Origin of the sequence: Exiguobacterium sp. s26, assembly GCF_018618235.1 — a bacterium.
GTDB classification, from domain to species: domain Bacteria; phylum Bacillota; class Bacilli; order Exiguobacteriales; family Exiguobacteriaceae; genus Exiguobacterium; species Exiguobacterium chiriqhucha.
This window is the reverse complement of sequence record NZ_JACSLS010000003.1, coordinates 294,476-319,989: the sequence shown is the minus strand read 5'-3', so window position 1 is coordinate 319,989 and position 25,514 is coordinate 294,476. Positions and strand designations below refer to the sequence as shown.

The 25,514-nt window shown below is 53.0% G+C and carries 27 protein-coding genes and 1 other RNA gene; 9 read left to right on the top strand and 19 right to left on the bottom strand.

What is annotated here, in order from left to right; genetic code table 11:
* Window positions 1–33: 33 nt before the first annotated feature.
* Window positions 34–357 carry a YflT domain-containing protein gene (locus KNP82_RS06430; RefSeq protein ID WP_021067491.1) on the bottom strand — a complete coding sequence of 108 codons (324 nt, stop codon included), beginning with the start codon at window positions 355–357 and terminating at the stop codon, window positions 34–36.
* Between the two features lie 103 nt (window positions 358–460).
* Window positions 461–688 carry a hypothetical protein gene (locus tag KNP82_RS06425; protein ID WP_029595427.1) on the bottom strand — a complete coding sequence of 76 codons (228 nt, stop codon included), beginning with the start codon at window positions 686–688 and terminating at the stop codon, window positions 461–463.
* Window positions 689–800: 112 nt separating this feature from the next.
* On the opposite strand from KNP82_RS06425, the gene KNP82_RS06420 reads away from it, so the two are divergent.
* Complete coding sequence (locus KNP82_RS06420) at window positions 801–1,859, top strand: GTP pyrophosphokinase (protein WP_021067493.1); 1,059 nt, start codon at window positions 801–803, stop codon at window positions 1,857–1,859.
* Window positions 1,860–1,950: 91 nt separating this feature from the next.
* The gene (locus KNP82_RS06415; protein ID WP_021067494.1) at window positions 1,951–2,388 is read left to right on the top strand and encodes a MarR family winged helix-turn-helix transcriptional regulator; all 438 of its coding nucleotides are present in this window, start codon (window positions 1,951–1,953) and stop codon (window positions 2,386–2,388) included.
* 100 nt (window positions 2,389–2,488) lie between these two features.
* Here KNP82_RS06415 and KNP82_RS06410 read toward each other — a convergent pair whose 3' ends face one another.
* The 5 genes from KNP82_RS06410 to KNP82_RS06390 all read right to left on the bottom strand — a co-directional run bounded on the left by KNP82_RS06410 (window position 2,489) and on the right by KNP82_RS06390 (window position 7,916).
* The gene (locus tag KNP82_RS06410) at window positions 2,489–3,127 is read right to left on the bottom strand and encodes a class F sortase (protein WP_236355686.1); all 639 of its coding nucleotides are present in this window, start codon (window positions 3,125–3,127) and stop codon (window positions 2,489–2,491) included.
* Window positions 3,075–3,872: a DUF4397 domain-containing protein gene (locus tag KNP82_RS06405; RefSeq protein WP_021067496.1), complete on the bottom strand. Its 798-nt coding sequence runs from the start codon at window positions 3,870–3,872 to the stop codon at window positions 3,075–3,077. Before KNP82_RS06405 ends, KNP82_RS06410 begins: the two co-directional genes overlap by 53 nt.
* 253 nt (window positions 3,873–4,125) lie before the next feature.
* Window positions 4,126–4,839, bottom strand: coding sequence for a glycerophosphodiester phosphodiesterase (locus KNP82_RS06400; RefSeq protein WP_029595424.1), 714 nt, complete (start codon window positions 4,837–4,839; stop codon window positions 4,126–4,128).
* 11 nt (window positions 4,840–4,850) lie between these two features.
* Window positions 4,851–6,317 carry a carboxypeptidase M32 gene (locus tag KNP82_RS06395; protein WP_021067498.1) on the bottom strand — a complete coding sequence of 489 codons (1,467 nt, stop codon included), beginning with the start codon at window positions 6,315–6,317 and terminating at the stop codon, window positions 4,851–4,853.
* A gap of 66 nt (window positions 6,318–6,383) precedes the next feature.
* Window positions 6,384–7,916, bottom strand: a complete 1,533-nt coding sequence (locus tag KNP82_RS06390; protein ID WP_214827373.1) for an FAD-dependent oxidoreductase — start codon at window positions 7,914–7,916, stop codon at window positions 6,384–6,386.
* 162 nt (window positions 7,917–8,078) lie between these two features.
* Between KNP82_RS06390 and KNP82_RS06385 the strand changes: the two genes are divergently transcribed.
* A complete protein-coding gene (locus tag KNP82_RS06385; RefSeq protein ID WP_029595421.1) occupies window positions 8,079–9,095 on the top strand; it encodes a D-alanyl-D-alanine carboxypeptidase family protein in 1,017 nt (338 codons plus the stop codon).
* Between the two features lie 358 nt (window positions 9,096–9,453).
* The gene (gene putP / locus KNP82_RS06380) at window positions 9,454–10,935 is read left to right on the top strand and encodes a sodium/proline symporter PutP (RefSeq protein WP_029595420.1); all 1,482 of its coding nucleotides are present in this window, start codon (window positions 9,454–9,456) and stop codon (window positions 10,933–10,935) included.
* 147 nt (window positions 10,936–11,082) lie between these two features.
* On the opposite strand, the gene KNP82_RS06375 is transcribed toward putP, so the two are convergent.
* The 6 genes from KNP82_RS06375 to KNP82_RS06350 form a co-directional block, all read right to left on the bottom strand.
* Window positions 11,083–11,307, bottom strand: a complete 225-nt coding sequence (locus KNP82_RS06375; RefSeq protein ID WP_021067502.1) for a hypothetical protein — start codon at window positions 11,305–11,307, stop codon at window positions 11,083–11,085.
* Window positions 11,308–11,390: 83 nt separating this feature from the next.
* Window positions 11,391–11,945, bottom strand: a complete 555-nt coding sequence (locus KNP82_RS06370; RefSeq protein ID WP_029595418.1) for a hypothetical protein — start codon at window positions 11,943–11,945, stop codon at window positions 11,391–11,393.
* 79 nt (window positions 11,946–12,024) lie between these two features.
* Entirely contained in the window at window positions 12,025–12,846 is an 822-nt protein-coding gene (locus KNP82_RS06365) for a YihY/virulence factor BrkB family protein (RefSeq protein WP_131471179.1), read from the bottom strand.
* A gap of 108 nt (window positions 12,847–12,954) precedes the next feature.
* Window positions 12,955–14,373 (bottom strand): alanine/glycine:cation symporter family protein, encoded by a 1,419-nt coding sequence (locus KNP82_RS06360; RefSeq protein WP_029595416.1) that lies wholly within the window; start codon window positions 14,371–14,373, stop codon window positions 12,955–12,957.
* A gap of 59 nt (window positions 14,374–14,432) precedes the next feature.
* Window positions 14,433–15,338 (bottom strand): Gfo/Idh/MocA family protein, encoded by a 906-nt coding sequence (locus KNP82_RS06355; protein ID WP_214827370.1) that lies wholly within the window; start codon window positions 15,336–15,338, stop codon window positions 14,433–14,435.
* Between the two features lie 68 nt (window positions 15,339–15,406).
* Window positions 15,407–15,589, bottom strand: a complete 183-nt coding sequence (locus tag KNP82_RS06350; RefSeq protein ID WP_021067507.1) for a hypothetical protein — start codon at window positions 15,587–15,589, stop codon at window positions 15,407–15,409.
* A gap of 256 nt (window positions 15,590–15,845) precedes the next feature.
* Between KNP82_RS06350 and KNP82_RS06345 the strand changes: the two genes are divergently transcribed.
* Entirely contained in the window at window positions 15,846–16,712 is an 867-nt protein-coding gene (locus KNP82_RS06345; protein ID WP_214827367.1) for a DNA/RNA non-specific endonuclease, read from the top strand.
* 45 nt (window positions 16,713–16,757) lie between these two features.
* Here KNP82_RS06345 and KNP82_RS06340 read toward each other — a convergent pair whose 3' ends face one another.
* The 4 genes from KNP82_RS06340 to rnpB form a co-directional block, all read right to left on the bottom strand.
* Complete coding sequence (locus tag KNP82_RS06340) at window positions 16,758–17,255, bottom strand: NUDIX hydrolase (protein WP_214798348.1); 498 nt, start codon at window positions 17,253–17,255, stop codon at window positions 16,758–16,760.
* Window positions 17,256–17,276: 21 nt separating this feature from the next.
* Window positions 17,277–17,759 carry a VOC family protein gene (locus KNP82_RS06335; protein WP_214827364.1) on the bottom strand — a complete coding sequence of 161 codons (483 nt, stop codon included), beginning with the start codon at window positions 17,757–17,759 and terminating at the stop codon, window positions 17,277–17,279.
* A gap of 441 nt (window positions 17,760–18,200) precedes the next feature.
* Window positions 18,201–19,367, bottom strand: a complete 1,167-nt coding sequence (locus KNP82_RS06330) for a THUMP domain-containing class I SAM-dependent RNA methyltransferase (protein WP_021067511.1) — start codon at window positions 19,365–19,367, stop codon at window positions 18,201–18,203.
* A 106-nt stretch (window positions 19,368–19,473) separates the two neighbouring features.
* An RNA gene (rnpB, locus tag KNP82_RS06325) (RNase P RNA component class B) lies at window positions 19,474–19,841 on the bottom strand.
* Window positions 19,842–19,962: 121 nt separating this feature from the next.
* Here rnpB and KNP82_RS06320 point away from each other — a divergent pair.
* Window positions 19,963–20,367 carry a hypothetical protein gene (locus KNP82_RS06320; RefSeq protein WP_021067512.1) on the top strand — a complete coding sequence of 135 codons (405 nt, stop codon included), beginning with the start codon at window positions 19,963–19,965 and terminating at the stop codon, window positions 20,365–20,367.
* Between the two features lie 38 nt (window positions 20,368–20,405).
* On the opposite strand, the gene KNP82_RS06315 is transcribed toward KNP82_RS06320, so the two are convergent.
* Both KNP82_RS06315 and KNP82_RS06310 read right to left on the bottom strand, forming a co-directional pair.
* Window positions 20,406–21,860, bottom strand: a complete 1,455-nt coding sequence (locus KNP82_RS06315; RefSeq protein WP_131471183.1) for a S8 family peptidase — start codon at window positions 21,858–21,860, stop codon at window positions 20,406–20,408.
* Window positions 21,861–21,965: 105 nt separating this feature from the next.
* Complete coding sequence (locus KNP82_RS06310) at window positions 21,966–22,373, bottom strand: hypothetical protein (RefSeq protein WP_131471184.1); 408 nt, start codon at window positions 22,371–22,373, stop codon at window positions 21,966–21,968.
* A gap of 169 nt (window positions 22,374–22,542) precedes the next feature.
* Between KNP82_RS06310 and KNP82_RS06305 the strand changes: the two genes are divergently transcribed.
* The 3 genes from KNP82_RS06305 (at window position 22,543) to KNP82_RS06295 (ending at window position 25,505) form a co-directional block, all read left to right on the top strand.
* On the top strand, window positions 22,543–23,433 hold the full coding sequence (locus tag KNP82_RS06305) for a hypothetical protein (RefSeq protein WP_131471185.1): 891 nt from the start codon (window positions 22,543–22,545) through the stop codon (window positions 23,431–23,433).
* Between the two features lie 63 nt (window positions 23,434–23,496).
* Window positions 23,497–24,162: a response regulator transcription factor gene (locus tag KNP82_RS06300; RefSeq protein ID WP_131471186.1), complete on the top strand. Its 666-nt coding sequence runs from the start codon at window positions 23,497–23,499 to the stop codon at window positions 24,160–24,162.
* Window positions 24,159–25,505: a sensor histidine kinase gene (locus KNP82_RS06295; protein WP_131471187.1), complete on the top strand. Its 1,347-nt coding sequence runs from the start codon at window positions 24,159–24,161 to the stop codon at window positions 25,503–25,505. The genes KNP82_RS06300 and KNP82_RS06295 overlap by 4 nt, the downstream gene beginning before the upstream one ends.
* The last annotated feature ends 9 nt before the right edge of the window (window positions 25,506–25,514 follow it).

Sequence of the window (25,514 nt, the reverse complement as noted above, 5' to 3'; positions counted from 1 at the left end):
GCCGAAACTGACGAGAGTCAGTTCCGGCTCTTTTTATGACTTGTCGCAGACGAGGACGATTTTCCCGGCCTGAATCTCTCCTTCGAGCGATTCGACCATCTCTTTCGTCAGACCGAGGCTCTCGAGCTGCTCGATCCGGTCATCCGAATTTTTTGTAAACTTCGACATGAGCGACTCCCACAGCCCTTTTTCAGTGATGCGGTATGGTTGCACACCCGCTTCTGCAGCGAGCCGCACCGTCAATTCTTCATCTCTCGCAAATAAGTAAATGTGCTCGTTGACACATCCCCCTGACACCATCCCGTTCACTTCATGGTCGACCGAGGTCATATCCCGCACGATTCTTGTTTCTAACATATTCATCCTCCTAAACGTCCGCTGATCTATAATCGAATAATATACTATTCCCGAAAAATGAGTCACAAAACCCATTTCGTCCAGCGATTTGAAAAAGAGGGGTTCAAGAAAACGTGGCGCTCCAGTCCTCGATCCCGAAATGGTCGACGATGCCTTGGATGCGGGTCCGTTCGTCCGATTCAGACGACACATCTTCGCGACTGACCCGAACGATATTGATCCCGGTCTGCCAGTCGATCTTTCCAGACCGATAACCTGCTTGTTGCAACAACCCGGCAACGATCTCGAGCTTCTCGCGCTCGTTCGATTTCAACGTATGGCTCACTCTCACGCGTGACACTCCTTCCCGTTCCAAACCGTATTGTATCATAGGGACGGACAACAGATGCGACACCGATTTCTTTGATGCTATACTACATATAATGAGACAAGGAGTGATGTTGATGCCGAGACAGGATATGAACACGATCATGCTCGACTATATGAATGAGAAAGAAGATTACGAGGCATTCGCAGCCAAGCTGAAGTTACTCCTCAGCGAGCTGTTGAACGACGCCGGCATCCAGTTCCACTCGATCGTCGCCCGGGCGAAGGAAGCCGAGAGCCTGTATGCTAAGTTGTCCCGCAAACCGTATCAATACCGGTCGTTGCGCGACGTCCAGGATTTGGCGGGGATTCGGATCGTGACCTATTTCCACGACGATGTCCGTGCCGTGGCCCAAATCCTCGAGGATGAGTTCCGGATTGACCGCGAACAGTCGATCGATAAATCCACGTTGCTCGACCCGAATGAGTTCGGCTATTTGTCGGTCCATTACGTCGTCGGCTTGAGCGACACGCGGCTCGCCCTCGGGGAGTACCGTCGCTATGAAGACAAAGAAGCCGAGATTCAAGTCCGGTCCATCTTGCAGCACGCGTGGGCCGAGATCGAGCATGACCTCGGTTATAAGAACCCGAACGCCGTGCCACCGGAAATCAAGCGCAGCTTCAGCCGTGTCGCGGGGCTCCTCGAGATTGCCGACTCCGAGTTCGTCAATATCCGCAAACAGTTGCGGACGTTCGAACAAGAGACCGTCGAACGGATCGTCGAATCGCCCGATAAGGTGAGCATCACGCGAGATAATTTGAATTACTATATCGCCAATGACGTCACCGTCGAGAAGCTTGACAACGCCATCTTCCAGAGCGATTGGTTACTCGACACCGACTTGTCGACGATCATTGAACTGACGCGTATGTTCCATTACGCGGAGATTCGCACGTTCCAGGACTTGAGCGACACGCTCGACCTCTACTTCAATCGGGCTATTCAATGTGCGACGCTGTTGCCATCGTCTCTCCTGCCCCGTCAAGGAATGGGTGTCGTCTATGCCGTCCTCGCGAAATTGCTCGCAGAAGGGGATGACCAGCAAATCGAGTTCTTCTTCCGACGCTTCTATCCGGATTTGAAACATTACGACGAGGTCATCCAAGAACTTCGTACCCGCGAAGAGCCATCATAACTTTACAGACTTCATGTTTTTGTTGTAGAATGTTTTTATGTTCTGAAATATATGCAAATAATGATATTTTATGTAGGAGGTACTCTTGAGGATGACAACACCTGTACAAACAGCATCCCGCCGTCAGCTCGTCGCCGATGCTGAGCGAGGGATTCGCATGAACTATCGCGGAGTGAAAAAGAACCTCCGGTCGATGTTCTCACAATACTTGACGCGAAACGAATTTTTCATTCTCCGCTCGCTTTGTCAAAACAGTCCTCAAATCGCCTCGGCTCTATCGAACGAGTTCCAATTCTCGGCTTCGATGATTACCGCTCTCGCGGATGAACTCACGAAAAAAGGGTTGATCTCCCGTGAACGCAGCGAACGTGATCGTCGTGTCGTCGAATTGCAAGCGACTGAAGAAGGCCGTGCCTTGTTCGAGACACTGGAAGACATGAAAATCGAGTATTTGATGGACGTGTTCACCGATTTCTCAGATGACGAATTGATTCTTCTGTCAAGACTGCTTGACCGAATGGACGCATAAGAACGACTGGGCCGATTATCTCGGCCTGGTCGTTTTTGTTTCGCCACGCTACAACAAAAAAACCGAGTGTGGTTGGACCACACTCGGGTTCATTCTTGATTTAAGACTTGGCGATCGCCGTGACGACGATTCGGTCCCGGTATCCGTACTCTGGGTCATAAGGACCCGCACAAGTGATCAGCTGGAGCCGTTCCGCCTGGGTCGCCGCAAAAATCGAGGCGAGCGGGACGTCTTCGAGCCGATACCGTTCGACGGAAACGACTTCATACGCGATTGCCTTTTTGCCACGCTGGAGCGTCACCGATTCTCCGAGGCGTAAGTCGCCAAGGTTCGCGAAGATGGCCGGACCACTGAGGTCATCGAGATGACCAGATAGGACCACGTTTCCGGTCGCCCCTGCTTTCGCCCCGTACCGATACCAGCCGACCTCATCTGTCTCCGTCGGGGTATCCATCCGGTCGAGTCGGTCTTTCCCGACCGGTTGGATGACCGCGTTGACATCAATTGACGGAATCTTCAGTCGTTTTGGGATAAATGTGTCGGTACGGAATGACTGCCGATCAATTTCGGTCGTTGCTAGGACGAGCGGTTCGGCAAAGCCGACCGTCGTCAATTTCGCGTCCGCATCCGGTGCGTCTGCGCCCGGTGCAATCATAAGGAACGATAACGTTCCGATGAAGAGTAGTTTAAGCGTCTTGCTTCTGACGACGAAAGACGTAGAAGCCAGCTGCTGCTGCACCAAGAACCGCTGCTGCGAGCAACCAGTTCATCGATGCTGTCTGAGCGAGACCACCTTGACCTGTGTCAGGTGCTCCAGCCATTTCCCCACCGTCTGCTGCGAGAAGGACTTCAAACGCTGGTTCGCCTTCAAGGAGTCCGATGGCGAATGCCGTGTAGTTTTTACCGCCTTCGAGAGCGACACCGTCAAGTGCCTTCACGACGTCAGTCGCGCCGGCCGGACGAACTTCAAGGTCATACGTGCCAGCGTCGAGTGTACCGTAGTCACTTACTGCTTTGAACTCGAGGTTCGAGAAGAGTGGGTCGCCGCCTTTAGGAGCGACATCGACTGCCGGTGCGTCAGGTGCGAAGTGAGCGACGCGGACTTTCGATTTTCCATCTTCGAAGTTCGCATCGTCTTCCATTGCTGCGATCTCGATGTTTTCAAGTTGACCAATTGCTGCCGCTGTGTAGAATTTTCCTGCTTCGATTGAGAGGTCTGCCGCAACGACGACCGTCTCTGCATCACCAGCTGGCTTGATTTCCACGTTGTAATCTCCAGCCGGGAGAGTCAAGTAGTCTGTGAGCGCTTTGAACTCTGCGCCTTCGACCGCGACTTCACCGTTGACGTACACATCTACTGCAGGTGCGTCAGGTGAAGCGTGGAGTACACGTACCATCGCGTTCTCGTGTCCATCTGCACTGACCGGCACGATGAGTGCGAACGCCAAGGCGAGTGTACCAAGTAAAGACATCAATTTCTTCATGTGAAATTTCCTCCTTTTTCTGCTTGGGTTGACCGATTGACTGTATACAACAAGTTTGATGCGGTGCTGCAATGTGTGCTACATCTGATTGCTATGTAGCTGGTGACATCTTAAATTTAAGACAACGGAGCAACGGCGTAAAGGTGACGGTGTGCTCTCAATATGCCGCTCAGCACATTTGAAAGAAACCGCTTTCTTTACATTAACCACACTTACCCTTCCCTATTGTTTAAAAACCCCGTAACGCGTAACGTTACGGGGTTGAATGTGCTTTTGCCCAGTCGATGTCATTTACGAACACCGCATCGACGCCGAGTTGACTGAACCGCTCTAGGTCGGGGACTGTTTTCACGGTATAGGGACGTACGGAGAGACCTTCGTCCTGAAGATGAAGAATCTCTTCATCGGTCATCGTCAGGACATTCGGATGAACGGCGGTCGCGCCCACTTTCTTGCAATATGCGACGAGGTCATAGAGCGGTTGTGCCAACAATACGGCACACTCAATTTCTGGCGCCAATTGATTCAAACGCTGGAGCGTCGAATGGTTAAAAGAAGAGAACATGACTTGTCCAACTGGAAGACGCTGGTTTCGAATGGTGTCAAGCAAGAGTTGTTCAATACCAGGATACCGCTCGATATCCGTCTTGACCTCGAGATTGAGGACCATCGATGTCCCTCGGCACAGATCGATCAGTTCGTCTAACGTCGGAATCTGTTCTTGGATAGCGAACGTGACACCGGCATTATAGCCTCGCAGCTCCGATAGAGTCATATCGGCGACACGTCCACGCCCATCTGTCGTCCGATTGATCGTCTCATCGTGGATAAGGACGAGCTTTCCGTCCTTTGTCATGTGCACGTCCGCCTCAATCCCATCGCTTTGTGCTTCGAGTGCGGCCCGGAACGCCGTCATCGTATTCTCCGGATGATGGGCCATCACCCCTCGGTGCGCGAAAAGTTTCATTCGTTTTCGCCTCAGTTCGTTTTGTATTTGTTCGTCAAATAGCGGATGAGCGGGCGGACCGAGATGTCCTCTCCGGTCACTTGCTTGATGAGTTCGTTCGGTGTCAGCGCTTTACCATGGCGGTGGACATTGTCCTCAAGCCATTGTTTGATTGGACCGAACGTGCCCGTGCTGACGAGCGACTCGAAGTCAGGATGCTCATTCTTGAGTGATTCCGTCAATTGAGCGGCGTATATCAAACCGAGGGCGTAACTCGGGAAGTAGCCGAACGACCCGCCGGCCCAGTGAACGTCTTGTAGGACGCCTTTCGCATCACTCGGCACATCGACACCTAGATATTCCTTATAGAGCGCGTTCCATGCCGCTGGCAAATCCTCGACCGACAAATCGCCTTGGATGAGTTGCTTTTCAAGCTCATAGCGGATGATGATATGCAGGCTGTATGTCAGTTCGTCCGCCTCAATCCGGATGAGAGACGGTTTCGCCTCGTTCACGCCGGCATAGAACGTATCAAAATCTATGTTCTGCAACTGTGGATGCTCGGATTGAAGGCGCGGATAGACGCTTTTCAAAAACGCCTCGCTTCGTCCGACAAAGTTTTCAAAGAAGAGGGACTGTGACTCATGGATGCCCATCGAGGCACCGCCCCCGAGACCGAGTTCGTCGAGTTCCGAGTCGATTTGCTGTTCGTACGTCGCGTGCCCGGCCTCGTGCATCGTACCGAACAAGGCGTTACGGAAATCGGTCTCATCATATTTCGTCGTGATGCGCACATCGCGACGGTTGATCGTGATCTCGAACGGATGCACCGTGGCATCGAGACGGCCGCGCGTCAAATCATAGTCGACGACACGCATCCAGTCCTCACACAGTCGTTGCTGAACGGCCTTGTCCATCGACCAGTCGAGCCCTTGGACCGGTTCAGGCAGCTGACGGATCAGCGGGACGAGCTCGTCGCGAAGCGTCCGGAACAATTCATCGAGCTGGTCGACGGTCATCCCTGGCTCATAATCGTAAAGGAGGGCGTCATACGGATGCGATTCGTAGCCGAAATAGTCGGCGAACTTCCGCTGAAATCCGATGATTTTCTCAAGATATGGAGCGAACATGTGCCAGTCATTCTGATCCTTCGCTTTCTCCCACGCCGTCTCAGCCTCAGAGACGAGCGTCACATACGCCTGATATTCTGAGGACGGAATTTTAGCATTCCGTTCATATTGGGTTTTGGCGACCGCGACCGAACGCAACTCGATCGGTGTCAAGTCCTCCGTCTCGGTCATCTCGGCCAACAGCGCCTTGAACGATTCGCTCGTCTGGCGTTTGAACGCCTCGGTCGACAGATAACCAATCGTCTCGGCCCGTAGCGGTGCCGACTGTTCCGGCATCTGGGTACGCATGTCCCAATACAGTAAAGAAATCGCCTCGTCGAAGGCACGCAATTGTTTGAAATGGTCACGCCACTGCTTTGTTAGTTCCATTCTGATTCCACCCCTATGACAGTTATATCGTTACTTCTTTACTTTAATATAGACGACCCGCGTTGCCTATTGTTTCGGCACATCGATTTTCCGATCATAGGCGAGCGGTTGTGTCGCCGGTCCTTCCAACACGTTTCCTTTCGTGTCGAACCGTGAACCGTGGCACGGACAATCCCATGAGCGTTCCGCATCGTTCCAATTGACGGTACATCCCATATGGGTGCATCGTGTCGAGACGAGATGGCATTCGTTGTCGAGGTCACGGTACGCGCCGACCTTCTTGCCGTCGACCTGGACGATCCCGCCTTCATCAAGTTGCAGGTCGTCGAGTGTACCCGGTCTTTCCAGTGACCCTTTGACGAATTGAACGGCCGTGTCGAGGTTCGTCTTTAAGAATTGCCCGACGTCGGCCGGTTTCAATTTCGAGCGTTGTGGGTCCAATAAGTCGTTGAACCGATTCGGGCGCCCGGTCAGTCGATCGGCCAGCAACAGTCCGCCGGCAATCCCATTCGTCATCCCCCACTTGGCGAACCCGGTGGCGACGAACACGTCCGGCTCACGGCTGAACATTTGCCCGATGTACGGGAGGTGGTCCAACGTGATCAGATCCTGGGATGACCAGCGGAAACTTGCTTTCTTGGCCCCGAACGAATCATGGGCGAAGCGGTCCAAGCGGTCATAGCGCGAGCGGGTCTCGGTGACGTGTCCACTCAAGTGTCCTTCGCCTCCGACGAGCATATACGTCTTGTCGCCCTCCTTGAACGTACGGAACGACCGGCTCGGTTGATCGACACTCAAATACATACCGTCCGGGACGCTCTGTTCCGTCTCACAAGCGACGATATAGGAACGCTCGACCTCAAACTTCGAGAAGTACAGCCCCCGGATGTCGTTGAACGGGTAATGGGTGGCGACCACGACCTGATTCGCCTGGACCCGTCGCCCTGTCGACGTCGTGACGATCGGGCGCGGTCCCGAACTGATTTCGCTCGCCCGTGTCTTCTCGTGGAGTCTCCCGCCAGCCGCGACGAAGCGGTTGGCGAGCTCGTGTAAGTATTTGACCGGATGCATCTGGGCCTGGTCGCGAATGACGATCGCTTGTTTGACCTCGAACGGGAGGACCGCCTTCACTTCCTCGGTCGCGTCTCCCCCGGGCAGCTCAAGTTGTGAATACGCCTCACGCTCGGCGACGAGTTGACTCAACCCATCGATTGAATATAAGTATGAATCTTTTGTCTCGAAATCGATGTCGAACCCGGCCTCGACCTGTTGCCGCAAATAGGCGAGTCCCTGTTCGTTGAACTCGTAATAGAGGCGCGCCGTCTCTTGATTGAACGTCCGAATCAATTTGGAATAGACGGTCCCATGCTGAACAGAACATTTCGCGGTCGTGTGGCCGGTCGTCCCCCGGCCGATCTCAGCCGCTTCGAGCAAGACGACTTGCTTGCCGCGCTGTTGCAACTCATATGCCGTGACGAGCCCGGCGATTCCTGCCCCGATGACGACGACATCACACGAAACAGAGCTCTCAAGTCGCGGATAAGGTGTTGCCGCATTGTGCTGACGCCAGAGTGAATTGGTGAACGGATGACGATGCATAAACGTACCTCCTCTAATAAGATAAGTGTCTGTTACTGTGTATACCCCTTCCGATTCATTTCATACGCCTCAATTATTGACCTGATTCTTGATTTTGAAGACGATTTCAGGAGGCCTCATCCATTATGGTAGAAAAGTAAACAATGAAGGAGCGATTATCTAGTGAAACGAAACCGCAGACATCGAAGAAACACGTTCATCATGAGGCGACTCTTTGTCGGCCTCGCCATGATTGGATTACTTGCCATCATCCCTGCATTGATCGGCTTTAAACAAGAAGTAGAACCGAAACCTGTTGCGCCGGCCGCGGCCGCCGTACCGGTCAAACAAGGACCGTCGTTCCCCGAGATTCCAATCAAACCATGGACGACGCAACCGCTCGTGTCGCCCGACACGGCCGAACTTCTCGTCGGATCGATGGCTTTCGTCAATTTAACAGATGGCCAGGTGCTGATTGACAAGAATGGTGCGGACCGCGTCTTCCCGGCCAGTACGACCAAACTGATGACCGCACTTCTCGCTTATGAGAAGGCCGTCGCCGAGAAAGAACTCGATCAAAACGTGGTCATCGTCAAAAAATCTACTTTAGATATCCCATGGGACAGCCATATCGTCCACCTCGCGGTCGGTGACCGCTTGACCGTTCGCCAGGCCTTGTACGCGACATTGCTCGAATCAGGAAATGACGCGGCCAATAGTCTAGCCGAATACGTGAGCGGCTCGACGAATGAGTTCGTTGAACTGATGAACGCACGCGCCCAAGTGCTCGGACTGACCGGGACCCAGTTCCGGAATGCCCATGGCTACTCCGACCCGAATCATTATACGACCGCGCTCGACATGGCTCGCATCACGTATGCGTTCGGCACTTATCCTGAACTCGTCGAGATTGCCGGGACGTATGAATATGAGGCAAAGTTTAAAGACGCTGCTGGAAATCAAAAGCGACGCTGGTGGTATCATCTCGGATCTGCCGTCAATGAACGGAGTATCCATTACTCGAAACTCGTCACAGCGACCAAGACCGGCTATACCGACGAATCGGGCTATACGATGGTGTTCTTGATGGAGCGGGATGGGAAACAATATGCCTTGGTGACGATGCAAGCCAAATCCGGGCAGACGTTCCCGACGATGCGTTCTGTCGAAAAAATCGCGTTCAATCTCACCACCGAGTGATTTAAGCAATCAAACGACGGTTTCTCTCTGTAAAGGGAGAAGCCGTCGTTTGCGTTTAAAGACATAAAATATGACGAATTATATGACAAACGGATGACACAAAAGTGTCACACGCATAACTAATTGTCAGAACATTTAAACTTTAATCATGAAAAATGTTGCGCTCACCCGTTGATACTATGCGCTTTAGAGCCGTTTTCATGAAAAGATGACAGTTTGCAATGATTTCCGTGGTCCGTTATGGTTAGTCACAAGTTCGCCTAGTCATTCAAGTTTGACTCATTTGTGTGAGACACACACATGATTGAACCGTGATTGATTGAATCGACACAATTGAAGGCAAACAGGAGGTAATCAAATGTTATGGCAAGAATGGGTATCCATCGCGCTTTACCTCGTGATGATGCTCCTCATCGGATACGTCGCTTATAAACGGACAACCGATTCATCAGATTATATGTTAGGTGGCCGCAAGATGGGGCCAGGTGTTACCGCCATGTCAGCCGGAGCTTCGGATATGAGTGGTTGGATGTTAATGGGACTTCCGGGTGCAATGTATGCCACGGGATTATCAGCGATTTGGTTAGCCGTTGGATTGGTCATCGGAGCTTACTTGAACTACTTGTTAGTCGCTCCCCGTCTACGTGTCTTCACAGAGATGGCAAATGACTCGATCACGATTCCTGACTTTTTAGAGAATCGGTTCCGAGATCACTCGAACTGGCTACGGATCCTGTCTGCATCCGTCATCATCATCTTCTTCACGTTCTATACGTCAGCCGGACTTGTCTCTGGCGGGAAGTTGTTTGAAAGCTCATTCGGGCTCGACTATCAGACAGGTGTCATCGTGACGATTAGCGTCGTCGCACTATATACACTGTTCGGCGGTTTCACAGCCGTCAGTTGGACGGACTTTGCGCAAGGTGTCATCATGTTCCTCGCTCTCGTCCTTGTCCCAGTCGTCGCCTTGACGGACGTCGGTGGTGTATCAAACGCCGTCGATACGGCTACCACAATCAATACCGAATTGTTCGACCTGTTTGAAGGAACGTCGACGCTCGGAATTATCGGTCTCCTCGCTTGGGGACTTGGGTACTTCGGTCAGCCACACATCATCGTCCGCTTTATGGCGATTCGTGATGTGAAATCATTGAAAACGGCACGTCGCATCGGTATGGGCTGGATGACAGTCTCAATCATCGGTGCTGTCATGACGGGACTTGTCGGAATCGCCTATTTCCGTGGTCAAGGGAATCCTCTCGCTGACCCGGAGACAGTGTTCATCCGCTTCTCAGAAGTGTTGTTCCACCCGTTCATCACTGGATTCTTGCTTGCTGCGATTTTGGCAGCGGTCATGTCGACAGTTTCGTCACAGCTTCTCGTGACATCGTCGGCATTGACAGAAGACTTCTATCGTAAGTTCTTCAATAAAGATGCCAGTGAGAAAACAATGGTCCTCGCCGGTCGAATCGGTGTCCTAACGGTCGGACTTGTCGCGACACTCATGTCGCTCAGCCCGTCGAACACGATTTTGACGCTCGTCGGTTATGCGTGGGCCGGATTCGGTTCAGCGTTCGGTCCAGCGATTCTCTTGTCGCTTTACTGGAACAAGATGACGCGCCAAGGTGCACTTGCCGGTATCCTCGTCGGTGCCATCACGGTCATCCTTTGGATCGTGACTGGACTCTCGGCCGTCATCTATGAGATGGTACCAGGCTTCTTCCTCAGTATGCTTGCTATCGTGCTCGTCAGCACGTTTACGAGCCAACGTGAGCAGAAACGGATCAACCGTGAATTCAGTGAAATGGAAGCTGAACTCGCCGTTGCGAAAAAAGAATAACATCAATCAAAAAACGCGGGCCGAACGGCTCGCGTTTTTTGTTGCGCACGGTCGCGTATCCTTACTCTAACGCGGCTTGTTTTATAAATGGCCGTGACAAAGGATTAAAGAAAAAACCACAGACATCTTGTCTGTGGTCTGAATAAATTACATCGCTCTCGCCATGAACCAAAGTTGAATGAAGAATGGCACGAGGACGAGCACGAGCATCGCGTTGCGCATCCGACGGTTCCGGTTCCAATAATACGCCATCAAGACGAACGGATGGAGCGCCGTCAGCTGGTAAGGGTTGAACCAGAACCAAGTGAGCAACAAGACGATAAAGAAATATAGAACCGAGCGCTGTCTCGTGGCACGCCATTCTCGCCACATATCGAACGCCCCTTTGAAGAACACAATAAATGTTACTACCCAAAATACCATCACAATCACACTATTCAATGATTAGACCACCTTCATGAGACATTTTCGATATAGAATCCGCCCCAGTAGATATGCCGATACGTGTACTCTTTTCCACTCTCTGCCGTGATGATAATCTCATCCTCTGTCAACACGAGCACGTGAACCGGAATCTCACCTTTTCGAAGCATCGGACTGAACAATTGGAACTGCTTGTTCAACCACTTCCGTTCTGTGAAGTCACGGTAATGGTGCAAGGCGAGCGATGGATGGACCAAGAACACACCGAGCACAAAGGCAATGGCTCCTGGCGATGCTGAGAGTTCAAGCAGTAAGGAGAAAACGAGGACGAGCGATAGCACCGCATAGCCGAATTCGAGTAACTCCATCAACGAAGCCCGGCTGGCAATCACGTACTGCATGACACGAAACGCCACATACAGCAACAGACTGACCGCCACATACTGGGAAAACGGGGCACTGCTCATCGAAACGTCTAGATAGAACAAGACCGGTAGTAACATAACCCACTTCCATAATTGTAAGGCGAGGTAAAACAATGTTTGATCGATGAAACGACGATTGTGTACGAGCCGTTGCATATCCATGTTTCCCACCTCCGATTAAAAGATGTGACCTTAACCGTATCATTCCCTGAATCAAAGAATGATAACAAGCATTTACACGTCAACCGGATATTTCTTTTCGTTCGATAAGCGTGGCGTTCAACAGCCCCCCGAGAAGGATGACCGAGGCCGCCAAATAGAACCAGATCAGCAAGATGATGAAAGCACCGAGTTGACCGTAAAACTGTTCATAGTTTGCATACTGTGAATAGTAGCTGAACACGTTCGAAACTGTCAAGATGCCGATGGTAGCAAACGCCGCCCCGGCCCAACTGTCGCGGAACGTGCCGCGATGGCTCGGCAACCACTTATAGACGAGCAAGAAAACGCTGAACAGGACGAGCGTACCCACGATCCAGCGGAAATAGAACCAGATTTGCGCATAGCGCTCGACGATGTCGTCGATAAAGATGATATGCGTCGCCAACTCCCGAAGCGCGGTCTCGATGACCGGGATCAGTAGCGAGAACGGCAAGACGAACATAAGCGCGAGCGTCACGGCGATGTCTTGCAACACGCCCCGCCAGAACGCCTTGTTCCGAATCAGGCGATAGGCGTCATTGAGCGACCGGACGAGCGATTGGACCGCCATCGATGAGATCCAGAGCGCCGGCAAGATGCTGAGTGAGGCAATCCGCAACCGTGAATCATCAAAAATCGCCTCGATGTTCCCTTCCAGCAACCGATAACTGGCTTCAGGCATGACCAGGGCGAGCGCGGAAATCACGTCCCCGCTCGAGAACGGCAGCCACCCGACGATCCCGAGGACGAACAGTAAGAACGGGAACGTCGATAAGATGAAATAATAGGCCAACATGGCGGCTTGGTCGAAAAATCGTTCGGCAAAAAATCGTTTGAATGTATGAAGGAATGGTTGTATCATTTCGTGCACTCTTTTCTATAATTTATTAAATAAATGCGGTATTTGAAATAAGAAATTTGATAAAGGAAAGGCAAGAATGGCGCGACGCGTCCGATTCTTGCCCCGATCTTAACTGATGTTCTCTCGTTTCTCTTCCCACGCCTCGACATGTTCTTTACCAGGTAAATCCACATCATCACGATTGAACACCGGATCACGTCCGGCTCGCTTCTGCGCCACATAATCGTCGAGCAAAGCTTTGGCGACCTTACTGAGTCGGAAGATGGCATACATATTGACGAGCGCCATCAAGCCCATAAAGATATCGGCGATCGACCAGACCAACCCCGCCGATCGAACCGAGCCGAACAAGACCATCCCGACGACCGCAATCCGGTAGATGACCAGATACACTTTTCGTTCGGAGATGAACTCGATGTTCGTTTCCCCATAATAGTAATTCGCCAAAATCGAACTGAACGCGAACAATAGGATGGCAATCGTCATGAGTGTCGTCGCGAGCGGCCCAATCTCTGTCAAGAGCGCCTCTTGCGCCAACTCGATGCCTTGGAAGTCCTCTGAACCCGGAACTCCCGAGATGAGGACAATCATCGCCGTCGCCGTACAGATAAAGAGCGTATCGACGAAGACGCTGAGCGATTGAATCAAGCCTTGTTTGACCGGGTGGCTGACCTCCGCGGTCGCGGCCGCATTCGGTGCCGACCCCATCCCCGCCTCGTTCGAGAACAAGCCGCGGCGAATCCCTTGCAGGACGGCCGCACCGACTGCACCGCCGAGCAGTTGTCGGAAGCCGAGAATCCCTTCTGAGAAGATGGCCGAAATTACGGCCGGGATGGCCTCTAGGTTTGTGAACACGACCCAGAGGGCGAGCAGGATATAGCCGCCGGCCATAATCGGGACGATAATCCCCGACAACGTTGAAATCGAGCGAATCCCGCCGAAGATGACGACGGCCGTCACGAGAGCCAAGACGATGCCGACCCAGAGCGTATCGACTTCGAAGACGTTATTGATTGATAAAGCAATCGTATTGGCCTGTACCGAGTTGAACGCGAAGCCAAACGCGAACGTGATTAAAATCGCAAACACGATGCCGAGCCACCGTTGACCGAGTGCCCGCTCGATATAGTAGGCGGGTCCACCGCGCCACGCCTTCCCGTCGTGCACTTTATACACTTGGGCGAGCGTGCTCTCGACGAAGGCAGAAGCCGAACCGATCAAGGCGATGAGCCACATCCAGAAAACGGCGCCCGGTCCACCGAGTGCGATGGCCGTCGAGACGCCAGCGATATTCCCTGTCCCAACCCGTGCGGCCGTTCCGATGGCGAACGCCTGGAACGATGAAACTTGCCCTTTCTCGTGTTTGATTCCTTTGACGAACAGCAACTTGAACATCTCCGGCAACATGCGGAACTGGACGAATCCCATCCGGATGGTGAAATACAACCCTCCGGCAATCAAAACGAAAATGAGTACGTACGTCCATAACAGGTCGTTCACCTGCATGACGAGCTCACGAATATCCATGCGCATCCCCTCCTTTTACGGAGTTAATACCCGCCCGATGGGCCACAGAAACGACACGGTCAACGCGAAGCCTCCTCTAGTATGCGCTCACAGAGCGCGTGCGTCGTCAAACTGTCCTCTGCCCGCACCGAGTCATTCGGTTCACCTGCGAGGAGCTTCAGGAACTCGTCGAGCATGGTCGTGAAGCCGCGACGCGTCAAATTCGACTCCCACGGATTCAGTGCCCGCTCGAGCATGCCGTCACGGGTGAAATCATACACACGCTCAACGTCGCGCGACACCCGCTTCAGACGAGGCGACATCACTTCCATCACTTCTTCCGTACAGCCGTTGTCCCGGTTCATGATGCCGATCGCTTCGACCCCTCCGGCCGTGAATTGAATCTGGAGCTGTTTCAACGTCCCGGCCTCATGGCGCGTCCGCACGGCCAAATTCTCGACAGGGGCGAGCCCTGTCAAATAGCGGAGCGTATCGACGACGTGGACGAAGTCTTCGATGATGAACTCACGCAGCGTCGCCGGTTGATACGTCCGATTCTTTTGAATCAAAATCAGATTCGGGTCGGACACTTCTTTTAAGGCAGCCGTCGCCGTCGCGAAACGGCGGTTGAACCCGGTGATGAGCTCGATGCCCTGCTCGGCAGCGAGGCGTACGAGCCGCTCCGTGTCCTCGAGCATGAACGTGACCGGCTTATCGATGAAGACGGGCACACCTTGCGCGAGCACGTAACCGACCTGGTCGGCATGGACCGATGTCGTCGAGTGAATCAACGCACCGTCCATCATCTCGAACGGGACGTCTTCGAGTGATGCATACTGACCGGCAAAACGATACTTCTCGACGAGTTGACCCGCTTTCGCCGCGTCTCTCGAGACGAGATAAACGTCGACCCCTTCTAAACCGGCATAGACCGGCAAATACGCCTTCTTCGCGACGTCCCCTAACCCAACAACGACAATCTTCATGTGTACATCTCTCCTCTTCCTAAGACTGAACAAAACCCCAAGGCGTGTGCCCGGGGTCAAAGGTTCGTTTAATGGACCGCTACAATTTCAAAACTGGTAATCGGTTTACGAATCGCATCTGACACGATTTGATACAAGTCGGCCAATTGCTCGTTATCATGTAAATCGGGCGTCCGGTCGAGAACGACCTCACACGTCCGCGTCGTCTGCTCTTTGTCCTGGAACGCATATTCGATGGTATATGTCTGCATGATACGTCTCCTCTCAAGCGATGTATACGTATGTATAGCCTGAAACGAAACGATTGAAACGCCATAACCCGCTCGACCGCCGGACCGTTCCCATCCATTGTACCACTAGTCCCAACGGAGGCGCGTCATCGAATCGTGACAATTTCTGGCTCGTTTATGACAAGCACGACCGAAACACGTCCCAATCCGATTGCTTGTCAATCGTGTCGAAGATTCCTAGAATGAACAAGTATGCCTCACACATAGGAGACTTGAAATGAAATTAAACATTACTTATTTAGCATTCCCGCTCTCGATTCTGCTATTGGCAGGTTGTACGAGCGAAGAAGCCGGGACCACCACGGTGACGGACACCCCAGAACAGTCCGCCGTCGAGACGACGGCGCCACCCGAACCGCAGACAGAGGACCGCTTCACCGGTTATGACATGATCGAAGTCGAGGGTGGAGATTTGTCAGGTGAACGCGAGAGTAATGTCGTCGTCGATATCGGATACGGCGACCGCGAATATTGGGCGTTCACGAACGAGCACGGTCAACTCGTGAAAGTGATTGCGGACGAGATTGTGCTGCAAGATGACGACCGAGAAGACGGGACGTCGGATGGGCGATACTACGCTGACGAGGCGAAAGTGTCTGGGGTCGAACACCGCGACCTCGACGAAGGGCACGTCATCGCCGATTCGCTCGGCGGCGTCTCGAACGCCTTCAACATCACGCCCCAAAACAGCACGCTCAATCGCCACGGCGACCAGGCGTATATGGAGAGCGTGATCCGGAGCGCAGGCGGCGCGACCGACTTCGAGGCGCTCATCACATATCCGGATACGAATACTCATATCCCTTCACACTATGAGTACACATACACTGTCAAAGGAAATGTCGTTACCGACTCGTTCGACAACGTCAACCCGGATGAGGTGAATGAAGAACTTGGATTGACGGAGAGCGCACCATCGGCCACCGAAGCAAGCGGTGACGTCACGCGCGTCGATACGAACGGCAACGGCCAAGTGACGATTCAAGAGGCGAAGGACGCCGGCTTCACCATGCCGATCACGAGCGTCCATTGGCTCTATCCGCATATGCGTGATAACGATGGCGACGGGATGGTTGGCGAGTGATCCAATATCTGAATCAAAAACGAGATGGTTGGCCGATGGGGCCAATCATCTCGTTTTATGTACAATGCTTGAAGCTTCATCCAGTTGGTCGTGCGTGTACGTCAACAACTCATGCCCGTTATAACGGAACGTATGGCGCCGAGGCATAGGATGGTCTAGCATCGGCTGTAAATACTGCTTCAAGTTGCTGATGATTCCCATATTGTCAGGATGAAGCACCCAGTCGATTCGCTTCCATTCCAAAATCCCTTCACGTGTCCTCTGTACCTTGTCAGCGGCTTCATGTTTCGTGACTTCCACGACGAACAGATGCATCCCGACCTGCTGTTCTCCATGCAGGATGACCTCCCCTTTATACAGAGGATGCTCAATCTTATATCCGGTCTCTTCGAATACTTCTCGACAGACCGACGCTTCAACCGTCTCGCCCGACTCGATTTTCCCACCTACGCCGTTCCATAGTCCCATCGCTGGCGACTTCTCACGATTCAACAGTAAGACTTCATTTTCTGATTTCAATAGACATAACGTATACCGATACATCGCCCTACCCCCTGCCTTGTCTCATTCAGTATGTTGTGACCCTTGCATCCGCTTCTCTTCTGACCAGTTAGCGAAAGACATCATTTGAAACGCAGCGGTCGGGTCCGTCTCAAGAAACGTGATCAGTTCGAGCGAATTCCCGTCCGGATCGTCGAAATAGATAGCGGCATGTGCGTGCGGGAAGTTCGGCAGGACTAACGGCTGTTCTGCAGGCGTCATCTTGAATGCGGTCCGTACTTCGATATCCCGTTCATTGAGCCACTTCTTCACCGTTTCAAGGCTTTCGGGGTCGATTCGAAACGCCACATGACGAATCGATGGATGGTACGGCACCTCGACGCGATCGCTCTCCCACAAACCGAGCCAACTCTCTCCTTCGATGATCCATAGAAACGCCAAGGACTCGTTTTGGAAGGCCAGCTTCATTCCGAGTTTTTCATAAAACGGAATCGACACCGTCAAATCACTTACCGGCAAGTGTGCCTCATATATACCTCTTATCATCCATTCTTCATCTCCCTATCTTTGCCATATTATGAGTATAATCCTTATATATGGAAATGTAAGTTATAATAGCTTGAATGTTGAACGGTAGAGCGATGTATAGGAAAGTGAGTGATGTAATGTGTTACAGGATGCGATTACGCAATGTTTAAAAACTTGTATGGCCCTTCACTGCCGTCCGACTCCAGGGAGGCTATTCGAACGTCTCGTCGTCACGTATTAGAAAGACAAGAAGAACGCGCAATCGATTCTTGAACAGACGGACTTAGGACGGGCCATGCCCATTTATGAGGACTGGTCCGACTATCTTGCACATACATTCATTCCGTCACCTACAAGGGCGAAAAAACCACGGCAAGCAAAAAAACTGCTCCTAGGAGCAGTTTTCGCTTGTCTTCAGTATCACAAACAAAAAGTGTGCAATGTGTGTGCAATGAAGACTTATTTCGTATCAGAAGTCGGCTCAGCTGAACGTCTCGGCGGACGTTTACCGAAGAACTGGTAGTATTGCGTCTCGATATTCCCGTTGTACAGCTTACGGCGTTTCGTCGCCGGACGGCCATACGCTTTCTCGAAATCCTCATAGCTCGTCAACATATAGACGCTATAGCCCGGATATTTGGCGAACTGCTGGCCGATCCGCTCGTACAGGTCGATAATCTCTTCTTCGGTCTGCAACCGTTCGCCGTATGGCGGGTTGCCGATGATGACACCGTACTCTTCTTTCGGCTTCAAGGCAGCCGCGTCACTATGGACGAACGTGATGGCGTCACGGACGTCGGCAAGCTCGGCGTTATCCTTGGCGAGCTTGACCATGCGTGGGTCGAGGTCGATGCCGTAGATTTTGAGCGGTTTGTCCCATTCCGCTTTCTCGTTCGCTTCATTGATTGCATCATACCAGGCTTTCTTCGGTACGCACGGCCAGTCTTGTGAACAGAACTCACGGTTGAGACCAGGCGCGATGTTACGACCGATGAGCGCCGCCTCGATGGCGAGCGTCCCTGAGCCGGTGAAAACGTCGTAGAACGGCATGTCCGGCTTCCAGTTCGTTAGCTGAATCATTGCCGCAGCCATCGTCTCTTTGAGCGGTGCCTGTGAGTGGAGCTCACGGTAACCACGACGGTGAAGCGCGTCACCTGACGTGTCGATTGTGATCGTCGCCACATCTTTCAACAAGGCGACTTCAATCGGATAGTAGGCGCCCGTCTTCGGCAGCCACTCGCCCGGCTTATCGTATCCGCGTTGCATCGCGTCGACAATCGCCTTCTCCGTGATTTTCTGACAGTCGCGGATCGAGAACAACTTCGACTTGACCGAGCGGCCGTCGACGATGAATCGAGCGTCCCACGGCATGAGATCCGTCCAAGGCAGTTCGACGACACCGTCAAACAGTTCCGTGAACGTCGTCGCTTTGAACTCGGCGACGACGAGCTTGACGCGGTCTGCCGTCCGGAGCCATAGGTTCAATCGCGGAATGTCTTCCATTTCTGCGTCGATATAGACGCGTCCGTTCTCGACCTCACACGTGTAGCCGAGGTCGCGCACTTCTTTGGCGACGAGTGCTTCGATGCCCATCGCTGCGGTGGCAATCAGTTTTCGTTTTGCCATACTATCCCTACTTTCTATAAGTGTTACTCCTAAAATGGTCATGTAAAAAGGAGCTCAAGTAGGATTGCTTGAACTCCTGGTCAATGTTAAATGAGAGACTATGCTGCCCTGTAAGCCATGTTCTGTACTCCGGTGCTCATAACGGTCTCCCTGGCACGATGGAGTGACAATCATCTATCTGCGCCGATTGGCGCCTTCCGTCCCGTTCGGTTCCAGTCAGGAAGTTCCCCTACCATAGTTTGGGTTTCTCGCTCGTGGGGTTTACCTCGTTCCACTCTGAACGTTTCCGATCAGACTCCGTCACTGTGGCACTTTCAAGAAGCTTGCACCATATCCGAGGACTTAGGTGCTTCTTCTGCCGTCAACTTGCGTTGCCTACACTTATCTTTTCGTGTAGCACGATCACTACAGCCATCACAGGCTGTGCGAGCATGGACTTTCCTCAAGACTTGCGTCCCGCGATTGCCCAGACCTCATAGTCACTTTACCCATTGTAGCGGATAACCCGTGAAATGACAACCGAGAACCTGAACTTGATTTTCACCGGCGTCAGCGCTAAAATAAGGCGTGTTCCATTGAACAAGGAGGGATTTTGATGCGTCAAGATGCAAAAAACGGTTGGATTCAACGACTGACCTATGTGATTGAAATCGATGACATTAAAGCGCTCCACCCAAACAACGGCGTGTTCGCCTTCTACCGGAATAATCGACTCGTCCGAGGATTCGAGCCGTTTGACATTAAAGCACCGAATGAACTGTCCAAACGTCCGTATCACTTCGACCATCATAACTTGGCCCACTTACAGGAACGTTTTCCTGAATCGATTCCGACGTTCGACGCGTCGACTCAGACACGTCGCGCATGGAGCGAGGATGTCCGTGTCGGTCTCTGTGAGATTATTGTCGACGGGAAACTGAGTTTTGAACATATCGACGACAACGGCAACGTCTTAGAAGCGAACATTCGTTGGAGCGGTGAAGCCATCACGAAAGCATAAATCAACACCCGGAGCCAAGCGCTGGCTCCGGGTGTTTTTCATGTCGATTCCGCCGATTTGTCCGTCTCGGCTTGGACCGGTTGCGGCGCATACTTGACCGTCACCACTTTCTCAGAGACGTCGGTCGGTTTCAAGACGACCGTGTACGCAGCTCCCGTGTCGCTCCGGACCGGGAACTTGCCCGGTACGTGAAGCGCCTCATAGACGATTTTTTTGTTCGCATCGAGTACGGTGACGACCCCTTTTCGCGTCGTCGCCAATTCGAACGTGCCTCCGTCGGACGCTTTGACCGCAACCGCCGGCTTGACGGGATTCACGTATTTGAAGGACCGACTGGCCGTACGTTTATGTTTCCCATCCGTGACGACGGCTTGGAGTTTGTACGAGCCACTCGGTAGCCAATCGCCGCCGGCATACATCGTGAACATCGAATTCCCTGCCGACAGCGTCTTCACTTTACGGGTACCTTGATATAACGTATACGTCGTTTTCAAATTCGGTTTTTTCATGACCGTCAGTTTCGCTTCTTTGACGTAACGGCTCTTGAGCGTCGACGGCACCGAGAGCGTCACGGGACGCGGTGTCGCATCGAGGAGCCGCTTCGTGTTCAGCTCCGTATAAATCTTGCCGCTCGCCCGTGGCATCTTTTGAATCAAGGCGTCCACATCGGCCGGTGTCAAAAACGGATTGACCGATTTGACGAGCGCGAGACCCGACGACACCATCGGCGCGGCCATCGACGTCCCGTCCATATAGACGAAGCCGTTATTCAGGCCGAGCGACAAAATGTTCACCCCGGGGGCGACGATTTTGACTTGAGCGGCCATATTGCTGAAACCGGCGACGCGACGGTTCGCGTCAATCGCCCCGACCGCGATGACTTCTTTCATATTGGCCGGGAACGAGACGGTCTTCTCCCCGTCGTTTCCTGCCGAGGCGACGATGATGACCCCTTTGGCCCGGGCCCGGCGAATCGAATCGGCGAGGACTTGATCGTAATCTTGCCCGCCGAGCGACAGGTTGATGATGTTCGCCCCTTTCGCCACCGCCGTATCGACCGCTTTGGCGACGGTCCAAGAATCCGTGTACTCCGAGTTTTTACCGTAGAAGACGTTATAAAAATGATAGCGTACGTTCGGAGCAAGTCCGGCCATCCCGAACTTGTTGTGACGGCCAGACATGATGCCGGCCGTATGCGTCCCATGATAATCGACGCTGTAAGGCCCTTTCATCGAATTGACGACACGAGGGACCTTGTATAGTTCTTTATGCCGACGATCGGCCGACGAATCGATTAAAGCGATCACGATGTCTGAAGCGCCGCGCGTCGTGTTCCACGCCAAATCGGTGCCTGTTTGCTTGATATAGTATTGGTTCCCGACCCTCGGCTCGGCCACGATGTAACCGTGTTTCTCCAATACAACCGGTTTCGCCGCGTCCACCGATGCAGGCATGAGCAGCGCGAGCGCCGCCACAAGCATCATTTTTTTCATCGCCTACCGCTCCATTCCAAACTTCCTAAGATGCCCCCATTATCTCAAATTACGGAATCAATTTCCCTTTTTTTCGAAAAATAGATTGTGACATTTTTTCGACGCTCACCAATAGTTCGGTTCGTCAGGCTCATCCATCTCATAGTCGACAATCTTTCCGATGGTCAAATACGTATAATAACGCGCCAGTTCCGTCCGATACGGATCGGGTGTAAATCCGTCGAGGTCCTCACCGAGCGGAGATCCATCAATCGTCTCGAACTGTTGACAGAAAAACGATTCCGTCTCTGTGTCCCAGACGATATTGTCGCCGATATATCCACTACCGAACCGAATATAGTCGATGATAGAAGGGACGATCACCTCGGCCGGGAGCCGTTCACTCATCCGGCCGACCAGTTCATAGCGGTCTCGGTCGACATAGTCGGCCTGATCGAGGGACGTACATTTCAATACTTCCTTGTTGATTTCAATCAACACGACATAATCCCCCGGTTCTATCGATAGCTTCATCTCATCACCTCATCTCAACATCCGCATAGCTCTATCATATTCAAGTATTCGCAATCAATCCACGAAATCCTGTATGCCTGTAAAATTTTCCATCTGGTTGATTCATACAACATGTCGAAATTTGTTTTTGGTATACTAAATGATATGAATGCAAGAAAGGAAGTGCAACATGGCCAAACGTCCTCTGACCCCTCGCGAGAGTGAATTGATTGCCACCGCCCTGTTCGTCGTCGGACACGTCCCATACGTCGGGCATATCGACCGGCTCGAATCAATCACGCTAAGAGATATCGCCGATGATTATTTGAGTGGAAAAAATTCCGTCACCGACGCCGTCGAGGCGCTCGATCAATACATCTTCGTCCGCCGGCATCGCTTTAAAAATGTCACACCGAACAATCTGTGGACGCTCGACGACAAGACCGAACAAGAAGCGCTCCGCTACATCGTCCGACGTCCGGAACTGAAAAAAGGCGAGACGCTCAACAAACAGAACCAACCGTTCACGGTCGGTCAGGACATCGAGTTCAAAGTCGATAAGCAACTCGACCGTGGCCAGTTCCGAATTTACATCGGCAAACTGAACGGTTACACGGTCAAAGCCCAGTCGAAAGACAAAGACAAGCTCAAGACGGTCAAAGGATGGATCACCCACCTCGACCGCAAGGACCGTCTCGTCTTCGTCAATATCTCCGAATTCGGACGTGAGCCGATCGAGTCAGAAGCCAAGGCGCGACTCGAGGCAATGAGTGCCGGACTGCTCGGCTGGTTCGCGACGGCCACGTTACCGTCCGAGGCGGAGGCACAGACGGCCAAGCAGATGATTGCCACGTTGCAGCGTCGGGACCAACCGTATTGGTTCACGTTGACCGTTGCGATGAACCATCCGAAGCCCGAGCATGTCAAGCGCTGGGGAACGGTCGTCAACCTGCTCGTCAAAGCGAGCGCGGGCGATACGACCGCGCTCGAGACGCTCGAGGCCCAAGAAGACAAGTACTTCAAAGATGCCTTCCTGCGGGCGCTCCGGGCGCTACACAAAGAACTGACCAAAGCGACATAACGGCCAGGTGACCTGACATGGGTCACCTGTTTTCGATGTCCTTCATGAGAAAGGAAGAGAGTCATGCACGTACTGATTGTTGAAGACGACCTGGCCATCCTGCATCTGATTGAAACGACGTTACAGCGGGCCGGTCACACCGTCACCACGGCCATGGACGGAAACGTCGCCGAGCGACTGTTTTTAGAGCGACCTGCAGATGCTGCCGTGATTGACATCCTGTTGCCGGGCCAAGACGGGCGAACGCTCTGTTCCCGGCTGAAACGATTGACGGATATTCCGGTCATCCTATTGACCGCCCTCGGGGAATGGGAGGAGAAACGGAGCGGTTTCGAGCACGGGGCCGACGATTACATGACGAAACCGTTCATTCCAGAAGAACTGCTCTTCCGGCTCCAAGCCGTCGCGAAACGTTACGCCAAGAATGCGGCCACGGTCGTCACTGCCGGACCGCTCAAACTCGACTTGCGTGATTATCGGCTCGAACTTCATGAGGAGACGATCCACTTGCCGAAAAAAGAGTTCGAGCTGCTCTATCAGTTGGCTGCGTTTCCAAGTCGTGTGTTCACCCGTGATGAATTGATTGAGCAAGTATGGGGCCTCGAGTTCGAAGGCGACGACCGGACGATCGACGTCCACATCAAGCGATTACGCGGTCGCCTCCGTGACGAAGGCAACATGATTCGGACGGTGCGAGGCGTCGGGTATACGCTCGAGGTGACGCCATGAAGACGTTATACACGCGAATCGTCTTGACCGTGTTTATGATTTTATTGTTGTCGGGTGCTATCGCCCTGCTCGTCAGCAACGTCGCCTACTACGTGTGGTGGCAACCGTCCTATAGCGACAAGACCGAACAGACGGCTGAGGCCGCGAAAGTGTACTTCGAGGCCCATACCGATGGTGAGACGTCCACATTTTATACACTGCTCGCTCAGACCGGCTATCAGTTGTTCGTCGTACGACCGGACGATACGATTGAACGCTATGGCGGAGCGTTCCGGGATGAGCGGCTCGACACCGACGTCATCGCCTCCGTCCGGTCCGGTGAAACCTACGACGGGATGCACACCTATCCGTTCCACTTGTTTTTGCTCGGACTGTTCGACAACGAGGTCGTCAATACGTATGGGTTTAGCATCGATGGTGAGGATGCCGTCTTCATCCGTCCCGATCTGAGTGCCCAAATCCGCGAGCTGCATTTATTCGTCGGGTTGTTCTTCGCCTTGTTGACCGGGCTCGCCTTCATCTTGATTGCCTTGTCGACGAGTCAACTCGTCCGCCCGTTGCGGACGTTGACCGCTGCGACCGATTCGGTCGCATCCGGGGGTCGGCCGAGCGACCTCCCGCTCGAGCGCAACGATGAGATTGGCACGCTCTCCCGTCGCTTCAACGATATGGTCGACTCGCTTGAAAAATCGGAAGGCGAGCGCAGACGGTTTGTCTCGAGCGTCTCCCATGAGTTCCAGACCCCGCTCACTTCCATCAAAGGCTACGCCTCGGAACTCGTCGCGACGACCGACGGTGACGCGAAAGCGCATGCCGCCATCATTCGAGACGAGGCTTCGCGCCTGTCCGATCTGACGAGACAGTTACTGCTCCTCGCCCGGCTCGACGAGGCCAACGTGTCGTTAACGACACCGGTCGATGTGCGTGCGTCCATCGAGGATGTTATCCGGCGGCACACGTTCCAACTCGACGAGAAAGGGATCGCCGTTGCCACAGAACTCGATTCGACGCTCTTCGTGACCGGTGACCCGCTATTGCTGGCACAAGTGTGGTCCAACTTGCTGACGAACGCGATTCACGCTTCTGCAGACGGTGGCCTCATCACCATCAAGGCGTATCAAGGCGAACGCCCGACCGTCTTGATTCAAGACGTTGGTGTCGGCATGGATGAAGCGACGAAGGCACGGCTGTTCGAGCGTTTCTATAAAGGCGACGCCTCACGATCCGGACGAGGCACCGGGCTCGGCCTCGCCATCGCCCGAGATATCGTCCACCTTCACGGCGGCACGTTGACGGTCGAATCTCAGCTCGGGGCGGGTACCGTCTTTTACGTCACGTTGTAGTCATGTTCA